Source organism: Candidatus Igneacidithiobacillus taiwanensis, from assembly GCF_031962545.1.
Classification (GTDB): domain Bacteria; phylum Pseudomonadota; class Gammaproteobacteria; order Acidithiobacillales; family Acidithiobacillaceae; genus Igneacidithiobacillus; species Igneacidithiobacillus taiwanensis.
The window spans coordinates 1-9,376 of the sequence record NZ_JAVRKK010000090.1; the positions used below are offsets into that span (position 1 = coordinate 1).

Genomic DNA, 9,376 nt, shown 5'->3' on the forward strand with positions numbered 1-9,376 from the left:
ACCCCCGGATCCGGTACCCGACATGTTGAACCTGCATGGCACTCCTCCCTCGCCAAAGAAGTGCCAAAGGTTTGTGAACTTATGCATACCCCGCGGCAACGGCTTGGTGCGGCCAAGGGCCTTCGCGCCTTGGTCCCTCGCGTAATGCATTTTCACAGAAAATTCCTGGAAAAAAGTTAACGAACTCCTATGATCGACCTTGGCAGCCGAAAAGAGGGCTGCCCAATCTATCAACGGACAACTTGAGGAGCGTAAGTGATGAAAAAGCAAGGAACGATTTTTCTGGCCCTGCTCATGGCCGCGCCAATGGCCTTTGCTGCCACCACCGAGGGCAGTATGGTGCAAAGCGGTCAGATGATGACCCAGCAGGAGCGCGCGCAGCACCGCGATGCCATGCGCTCCGCCGGTTCGGAAGAAGCCCGGCAGCAGTTGCGGCAAGAGCACCGTGAGCAAATGCAGTCGCGGGCGCAAGAGCAGGGTATGACCGGTCAAGGTAATGGCATGGGCGCAATGCACGGCGCCGGAATGGGTGGCGGTATGATGGGTGGCATGGGCGGCGGACGCGGCATGCGCTGATCCTGCTGCGCGTAGCTACCGCACACCGCGGGCGGGGGTCAAACCTCGCCCGTTTATGTTTGTTCCGCCTGCGCCGCTTCGCGCAGCTGCGCGAGTACGTTTTGCGGCTGAGAATCGAGGGCGATCAGCTCGGCATCGAGGTCGGCGCCCAAGCGATCATGCACTTCCTTGCTGATTTCGCCTTTTTGCCAAGCCTCCAGCAGCAATTGCTGGTTTTGCAGCAATAATCGTCGATGCACCATGATCGTCTCTTGCTCGCACCCCTCGCTGGCGTCTTCTGCAGATTGCTGCAAGGCCTCCCGCGCCCGCTCGCCCTGAAGATGATAATGCGCCTCGAGGAGACGCAGGGCCTCTTCCCCCAAAAGCCCTTCCTTACGCAGTTGGCTCAGTTGCGCCTGCGCGTGCTGGGCGAGATGCAGGCGCATGCGTTCTTCCGCCCGTTTCGAACGATCGCGTTGAGGGTGAATCACTCCTAGCCAAGTCGCCACCGGCGTCATCGTCAATCCCTGGACCAAAATGGTCAGCAAGACCACCCCAAAGACCAAGTTGACGAGGAGATTGCGCTCGGGAAACTGCGCCGGTAGGGCAAGGATGAGTACCATCGACAGGGCGCCGCGCACCCCGCCCCAAACGAGGACGAAATTCCAACGCAAAGGGATACGCACCCGCGTGCGGCTGGTGAGGGCCGTGATCGCAAAAATCACCGCCGCGCGGGCGATGGTGATGGCGACGTAGGCAATGAGGATAAGGGGCCAAAACTGCAGCAGGGTCTCGAGGTGGATGGTAAAGCCCACCAGCAAAAAGACCAATGAATTGAAGGCAAAGCCAATATATTCCCAAAAGGTGTTGACGGCGATGCGCACCGAGGGCGACATCCCCCGCGGCGCACCATAGTTGCCGCAGACCAGGCCCGCCACCACGCAACTGATGACTCCGGAATACCCCAGTTGGTCGGCGGCGAGAAAGCTGCCCCAGGCGGCCACGAGGCTCAGGGAAATTTCGACCATGCCATCATTGACGCGCTTGATTGCCTCGGAAACCAGCGAGCCGATGACCAGCCCGATGATCAATGCACCGCCTACCACTTTGCCAAACTCCAGACTCAGTCCGGCCACCGAACTGTGCTGGCCCAGCGCGAGGCCGAGTAGCAGAGAGAAGAACACGATGGCGGTACCGTCGTTGAGCAGGCTCTCTCCCTCCACCAGCAGGGTGAGGCGAGAAGGCGCCCCCAATTCGCGGAAGAGCGCCACCACCGAAATGGGATCCGTCGCCGCCACCGTCGCCGCAAAGACCAAGGCGATCGTAAAGGGAATGACCGTTTCAAGACCGTGGGGAAGCAGGCGGGTACCAAAGACCAAGGCGGCAGCCGTGACGACAATGGAAATGAGCACCCCAGGCACCGCCAAGCCCAGCACATTGAGGCGTTCCCGCCACAGCTCGCGGGCCGGCAAATGAAAAGCCGCCTCAAAAATCAGCCCCGGCAAAAACAGCGAAAAAAGCAGCTCCTGGGTCAGGGCCGGCGCCGCGATGATTTGCAGCGAGCCCATCAGCAGGCCGCCCAAAACCAGCGCCACGGTGTAGGGAATATACAGGCGGCTGGCAATCACCGAGAGGATGATCGCCGCCCCAAACAACAGAATCAGCACCAATTCTACGTGCATGCAACGCCCATCAAAGAGGTCCAGTATGGCCCAGGGTACCACAGGAGGGCAGCACCCATAGTCGCAGCTTTGGCGTTTTGCAGGAATGGAAAACTGAGGGATCTTACCTAAAACGCCCGCTTGTGGCGCTATGGCTTCTCATGTTTCCAGAGACTACTCCTCCTCGAATTCTGCGTGCTTGAACCGTAGTACCCGGCTATTTTCCCGAACTATACGTTGTAAGCTCTCACTTAAGCCGTTGCTTGACCGTGCCTGAATTTCTACGGAAATGCTCAGATGGATATTGGGATCTAGCGTAAAGTGCTGCAGCACCTCATCCACGAGATCCAAAAATTGCTGTTTGGCACGAAGCGGGTCGATTTCCATGCTGCCGTGGAATCGGGTCTTGCGCGATTTTGCCGCTGTTTCGGAAGGGGTAGTTGGGTAACTTTGCGGATGACTGCCTTCCTCGACCCCCGGAGTGGGCTGAGCCCCCGGCTCTGGAGCCATGTAAACCCCGTCACCGGTAGTGAGCGCTGTAGGCATGTGTGCGCGTTGGTATTCGGCGGCAGCGGCCGGCTCGACGAGCAGCAGCGCAGTATCGAAAATGGGAACGGTAGGCTTGCCCAGCACGAGACCAACGTAGCGACCGTCTTCTTGCCCCTGCGCGATGGCAAAGAACTCGGGATCTCCTGCACCGGCGGCAATGGCCTGAAAGAACACCCGATCGTCGGCCAGGCGCGGCAGATAGAGCTGCTGGCAACATTGCTGCCAGACGCTTGCCGCATTGGCGGCCGGATGGTCGGGTTTCCAGAACCAATTGCGCAGGATGGTGCGAAGGTGGATGGGCGCCCACTTGCGAATGACGAGCTCATTTTCTTCCAACACTCGCTCGATTTCTTCCGACCAGCGCGTATTGCCGGGGTTGGTGGCGAAGGCCTCCCATTGTATCTCGGAAAGCGGCTTCCCCGGTTGCGCCTGCTGAACGGGAGCCAAGATCCAGCGATACGACTCGCGCAGCGCGCGTCGCAGCACTTCTTCGCCTTGCCGCGAGCTGTCGATGGCCTGCTGGCCGGTGAGGTTGTCGAGGACGATACGATTGTGCTGGTAATCCTCGACGATACTGCGCCAAGCCAGAAAGGAGCGCACGTGGTCCTTGAGGCGTAATACGGTATCTTGATCCGCCGCCAGAAAAATCAGACGATTTTGTTTGAAGCGCGGTTGCTCCCCCCGTTTTTTGAGGATTTCTAGGGCGCGGGTGGTGGCGTTGCCCTGGCCGTTGCGGTGATGGGCAGCATCGGGAGGCAGAACCACTAGGTGCAGCGCCCAATCATCGGGCACGTCGCTGCTGTCGACAAAGATATGCACGCTCGGAAATAAATTCCTGCCCAAGGCGCTCTGCAGCTGGCCCCGGAGGGTGGGTAGCACGTCCTCCCGGTCGCTGAGGCGCCTTTTGCGCTCCTCCATTTCGCGCCGGAGATTGGGGCGGGTATCCAGCCAGAAGCGATGGTTCCCTTGATTGAGGTAATGCAAGCGCTCACCCAGGCGGCGCAGGGCATCGCGGAACAACCCCGTCTGCTGCCCCGGCTGCATCGCACCTAGCAGTACCCGCTCGAGTTCCAGACCCCGCACCGATTGGTTTGCCGTACTCGGGGCGCTGCCGAGAAAAATGCTGCGGGCACAACGGCGACAAGCCTGCACGCTACCAAAGCGGGTGTCTAGGCTTTCGATCTCTGTGGTTTCGGCCCGCTCTCCGTCAACATCGCGCTCGATGACCGGGTCCCAGCCCGCTGGCAGGTAATACAGTAGTTCGTTACGCACATCGGGGTCGTACAGCGGTAGACCGCCGGGAAGGATGAGCAGGTCGTTGTTGCCGTCCTTCCAGAGGCGATGAATGACCTTGGCCATGATCTTCAGCACCCCGCGGGTCCGCTGGAAGCCCTCTAAGGACGACCAGTCCTCGTAAAGCCGATCGAAGATTTCGGGGTGAATGGGGTAGGCGCGCCGCATCCGCTCCAGATAGCGACTCTCTTGCACTTCCTGAGGAAAATCGTCGCGATGATCGTCGTAAAAGTCGACAAAAGCGCGGCAGGCGGCATCCAGGGCTGCGCCATCAGCAATTGGTGTAAATAGACGTCGGCGAACGATCTCGAAGGCCTCTTCGGTGGCTACGGGTTTCCACAAGGCCTGTACCCGACCAAAATAGTGGGCCAGGGCTTCCAGGGCACGCACACCGCGTTGGGTTCCGGCCTCTTTGTCCGACTCCGGCAGCGAGGCCAAGAGCACGGCGGTAGGCACGCCCTTGAGCGCCTCCGTCAGGGCCTGAACAAAAGAGAGATTGGAATCGAAGGTGCCTCCGCTCAGGCTCTTACCCTCCTCAAACTGGCGCACATAGGCCACGAGCTCGTCCATGAGAATGACGCAGGGGGCGTAGCGGGCGATGAGGGTTTCCAACACGGCTTTGCCGGGCGAGGTGCCCGAGCGGTCGGCCTCGGCCACCAAGTCGTATCCTTCCGCTCCGCCCAACTGCCAGGCCAGGTCACCCCAGAGCGTGTGTACGAGCACGCCATCGTGCGCCACGGGCTGATTGGGCGAAGACTTGACACCGTCCAAAACAGCAATGCGGGCGCGCGGCAGTTCGCTGATCCCGGCGGCATCGAGAATGGGCGCGACTCCCGGCAGTTCACTAACCGGCGCTAACCCCTTGGCCAAGTGGTAGACGGCCAGCAGGGTATGCGTCTTGCCGCCGCCAAAAGCGGTCTGTAGCTGGATGACCGGATCACCACCTTTGCCCGCGAGGCGCCGGACCACGGAGTCCAACAAGAGGCGCATGCCTTCGGTGGTGAAAGTGCGCTGAAAAAAGAGGGCGGGGTCTTGGTAATGCGGCGCCGCGGTGCCCGCATGTACGCGCGACAAGTCCGCGGCAAACTCGGCCTGTTGAAAGGTGCCGCGGAGCACATCCTCGTGAGGGACGGCAATTTCTCGCCAGGGTCGCAGATTCATTGATGCACTCCAACAAGCGGCAGCGATTCGACAAGAGTCAACAGCGCAAGAAGGACTAGGGCCAGAGTCATCCGGTTGGACAGCTTCTCTTGATGCGCCCGCTGCCGTTCTCGCTCTTCATCTGCCACTAGGTGATGCAGTGCGCTCGCCTGCGAGAGAAACTCATCGAAATACTCTTGGAGTCGCATGCGGTCGCGGATTTCATCCCATACAAAAGGTAATTCTATATTCTTCATGCGCACAGGATGTCGAAAATAGTGGCGGGCAGAAAATCTGTATGCATTCTTGATTATCTCATTGAGTTTTGTGCAGTCATCTTGGGCTTCGGCTAATTCGTTTATGAGTTTTTCTATGCGCAACTTATAGGCCGCGCAGAGACACAGGAGTATAATGTACCTTTGGAAGCGCGCAGGGCAATCTTCTGAAGAATTGCTCTTCGATCCTTTAGAGAACGTGGCTAGGCCGTGACCGTCCAGGAAAAGATAATTTGCATTCTTTGTGGTATAATCCTTAAGGAGGATGGAGTTTGATTCTCGCAACCACTGGGAAGCGCGTTCCACTTGATCTGGACTTGGCGTGTCCCCAGAAAATTCATCCGAGAAAGCTTGGAATAAATGTTCGTTGTCTTTTTCCGGCTCCGTTCTAGAAAAACGTACAAACAAGCTTTCCTTAAAATCCGAACCTTCAAAAAAACGAATTTTCCATAACCTAGACCCTTTGCTCTCGAGCATGTAGCCCCGGAATCCTGAGAGAATGGGATCTTGGAAGAACTGCACAGAACCGCTAGCAATCTTCAACTCTTCCCATCCGTCTCCACGCTTGTCGGGCATAATATCTTGAGAGATCGTGACATACCACATAGAGGCCTCCTTACACGTCGAAGATGATCTGCGTACCCGCGTGGCCGGTGCGGCTGGCGGCTTGCTCGATGCCGCTCCAGGCGGTGACGAGTTCGTTGTAGGCGCGGGCTTCGTCGGCCCAGCTCTGGCGCTCGCAGAGGGTGTAGAGGCGGTAGGCCAGGGCACGGATGGCGGCGGCGCGTTCGGGGATGTGGGCCAGGATATTGCCGGCTTCGTTTTCGCCACCTCGGTTCAGGGCGTGGATGAGGTGGTGGAGGGCGCTCCAGACGGGGCTGTCGCGCTGGGGGCGCTGGACTTCGGCAAGCTCGGCCCAGCGCAGCAGCCGCAACTCACCCCGGCCCGACTCCACGACCCCGTGTTGCTGCAGGCTGGCCACACTGGTGCCCACGGCGCGGGCCAGAACGTCGGCATCGCCGTATTTGCCGCTGGCCCAGCCGCGCTGCTCAAACCATTGTAAACAGAAAAGCGTATCGGGATCGAAGTCGTCCTCCGAGAGAAAGCGATTGATGAGGCGCAGGGCGCCGCGCACGTCCATGGGCTTACCGTCGGCTTCGAGCACGGCGGCGTATTGGGAAAAGATGGCCATGCCCGGGCCGATGATGGCCTGGGACAAATCCACCGGCGCCACCGGCGAATTGACCCCACCGCGGGTCATGGCCTCCAGCGCCTCGGGGAGGGCGGCATCGAGCTCGCGCAGGAACTCGCGGCGGCTGGCCACCGGCGCATCGGCCGCGCGATGGCGGCAGACCAGTACAATGCTGGAGGCAAGGGCGTTAGCCCCCTGATTTATTTTGCGATTCTCACGTTCCGTGCGCATCGGCCAGGTGCCGGTGATGGCAAAACCCGCGCGAATCACGGCTTCCAGAAAGGTCTCCCAGCCGGTGCTGCTGGTGCCCTCGGCATCCTGGGTTTCGGACTGCTTGAAGGCGTAGTAAATGGTGACGGGAAAGGCCGGATGCGCCTGCTCGGCCAGGCGCTGCAGGGCGCGGGTCATGCCGTCGAGGAAGAACTTTTCCGCGGCCTCCTTGCTGCCGTGGCGGTAAGGCGTGGCGACCAGCTCCTCGGCCTTGGGCACGGCCAGCGTGGCAAAGAGCTCGGGAAAGACGGCCTTGAGCGAGCGGCGCAGCCAAACGTAAAAAAAGTCCGACAGGTCGGCATAACCGATGTTGTCGTAATAGGGCGGGTCGGTAGAAACGACCTTGCAGTCACTGATCGATTGGTGAGAGGCATCAGACTGCAAAACATTGCCAGTGGCGCATGGGATCGCGCCATTCGATAAAAGGCCAGCAACAGTATTTTTGACCATACTTTCAAAAGAGCCAGTGGGTCCAGACACGGCGTTCGCCTCCGCGTAGTCCCATGACATTGCTAGGGCGTGTCGTGCAAACGTATCGCCGGGACACTCAACCCCAATCTTAAAGGTGCATAGCGTGCTTGCTCTGTTAGTCGTCTTGCTGACCGCAAACGCCAAATACACCCCCACCGCCTGTGCATACGCCGTCGCACCGGCTCCGCCAGCATCCAGCCCGATGCCGTCATCAGGCATGCCTGCGGCAATGGCGTCTTGGCGGCATTTTTCAATCGCTTCCGTCACCAAATCAGAAAACGTGGTCAGCGCCACCAGTTGGCGGGGGGTGAAGAGATCGCCGTAGGTCTTCAGGCCGTAAAGCGGCGGCGAGAACCAGCGTGGGTTCTCAGGCATCGCGACATCGGGCTTGTAATCGGGTTTTGCCTTCAGTGCCGCCGCCTCGTGCTCCGGCGTTGGTGCCAGATAGACCCGCCCGCGCGCGCCTTCCGCGACAATGGCCATCAGCCGCGCGCCCATGCGCCCAGCCTGTGCCTCGCCGTAGATGTGTTCGGGCGCAATCGGCGCGCCCGACATCAGGCACTGAAAGTTCGCGCCTCGCGCCAGCTTGGTGCCGCTCTTCGCCCGCGCGTAGGCCGCCGGGTCGAAATCGAGGTTGCCCTTGACCCTGACAGTAAAACGGTAGGCGTCGCCGTCGATGATTGGCTGGACATAGGCTTCCTTGCCCGCTTTGCTGGAGAGCACGAAGGTCGAGACGAGCGACACGTCCACGTGGCTGAAGGCCGGGTTGGGGCTTTTGACCGTGCGCGCCCACAGCCAGGCGATAACGGTGAGCTTCTGGCCGACCAGGGGCGCGAGGTCGGGGCGGTCTTGGGCTAGTTCGGGGGTGATTTCAACCTTCGGATACAGATGCCCGATGCGCTTTTCGGCCTCGTCGCGCATCCACTGGCCGTAGCGGCGCACGTCTTCGGCGAGGCCCTTGGCACCCCTCCAGTCCTCGTTCAGCGGTATCTGTTTTTCTCTTTGGGGAAGGGGTCCGACGGGCCGCTTGCCGGCAAAGCGCGGCGGGATTTCGATCATCGCCTTGTTGATGAGCACCGCCACGGGGTTGAGGTCGGAGGCGTAGCTCTCCAGTCCCAGGCGCTGGGCTTCCAGAGGTAGGGCGCCGCCGCCGGCAAAGGGGTCGTGAAAGGCGGGCAGCTTGTCCGGGTTGAAGAGTTCGGCGGCGCGCGGGTGGTGTTTGTTCAGGGCGCAGGTTTCGCGCCAGCTTTTCCAGATCTCGGCGCGGGCGCGCGAGAGCACCTCTTCGTTGTTGGTGTTTTCCCACTGCACCAGCTCTTCGATGATCTTGAACAGGCGTTCGCGCTCAAGGGCCGCCTGCTGCTTGTTCACCCCGCGGCCCAAGTGGCGCTCGTAGCCGGGATCGTTGACCATCTGGGCAAAGATCACCGCCCGCGCCGCGGCCAGCGGGCGGCGTGCCCACCACAGATGCAGAGTGCTGGGGTGGCCGTGGCGGATGGACTTCTCGCGCGCGGCAGCGGCGTTTATGGCATCGAGGGGGAGTGCGACTTCGATGAGTTTTTTGGGGGTTTTGATGCTGGTCATTCTTAAAGTCCTTCAGCGCCAGCTGGCAGGGCGTGCGAGCACGTAGCCATCGGGCTTGACGAGTTGTTCGGGCAGCTGGCTGGCGCGCAGCTTGTCTTCACCCATGGTGAGGTAGCCGTTGGCGCAGCGCTTGAGTTCGTTCGAATAACGACTGGGCGGAAAGGCAACGACAATGCGCTTTTGGGAAAAGCGCAAGAAGCCGGAATCCTTCAACCCGAAGTAGAGGTTGAAGCCGTCCACGTAGGCCATCACGCGCTGCATGGCTGGCCTCCGGAAACGCTGCTCGGCTGCATAAGTTCACAAACCTTTGGCACTTCTTTGGCGAGGGAGGAGTGCCATGCAGGTTCAACATGTCGGGTACCGGATCCGGGGGTTTTACCGGGTAG

6 protein-coding genes are annotated in these 9,376 nt (G+C 60.2%); 1 reads left to right on the plus strand and 5 read right to left on the minus strand.

What is annotated here, in order from left to right; all coding sequences use genetic code 11:
• Positions 1–258: 258 nt before the first annotated feature.
• A complete protein-coding gene (locus RTI30_RS10350) occupies positions 259–576 on the plus strand; it encodes a hypothetical protein (protein WP_312263202.1) in 318 nt (105 codons plus the stop codon).
• A gap of 53 nt (positions 577–629) precedes the next feature.
• On the opposite strand, the gene RTI30_RS10355 is transcribed toward RTI30_RS10350, so the two are convergent.
• The 5 genes from RTI30_RS10355 to RTI30_RS10375 form a co-directional block, all read right to left on the minus strand.
• Positions 630–2,237, minus strand: coding sequence for a sodium:proton antiporter (locus tag RTI30_RS10355; RefSeq protein WP_312263201.1), 1,608 nt, complete (start codon positions 2,235–2,237; stop codon positions 630–632).
• A gap of 153 nt (positions 2,238–2,390) precedes the next feature.
• Entirely contained in the window at positions 2,391–5,219 is a 2,829-nt protein-coding gene (locus RTI30_RS10360) for a DUF499 domain-containing protein (RefSeq protein ID WP_312263200.1), read from the minus strand.
• Positions 5,216–6,079 carry a hypothetical protein gene (locus RTI30_RS10365; protein ID WP_312263199.1) on the minus strand — a complete coding sequence of 288 codons (864 nt, stop codon included), beginning with the start codon at positions 6,077–6,079 and terminating at the stop codon, positions 5,216–5,218. The genes RTI30_RS10360 and RTI30_RS10365 overlap by 4 nt, the downstream gene beginning before the upstream one ends.
• 10 nt (positions 6,080–6,089) lie before the next feature.
• Positions 6,090–8,990, minus strand: a complete 2,901-nt coding sequence (locus RTI30_RS10370) for a DUF1156 domain-containing protein (protein ID WP_312263198.1) — start codon at positions 8,988–8,990, stop codon at positions 6,090–6,092.
• Positions 8,991–9,002: 12 nt separating this feature from the next.
• The gene (locus RTI30_RS10375) at positions 9,003–9,251 is read right to left on the minus strand and encodes a hypothetical protein (protein WP_312263197.1); all 249 of its coding nucleotides are present in this window, start codon (positions 9,249–9,251) and stop codon (positions 9,003–9,005) included.
• Between the last annotated feature and the right edge of the window lie 125 nt (positions 9,252–9,376).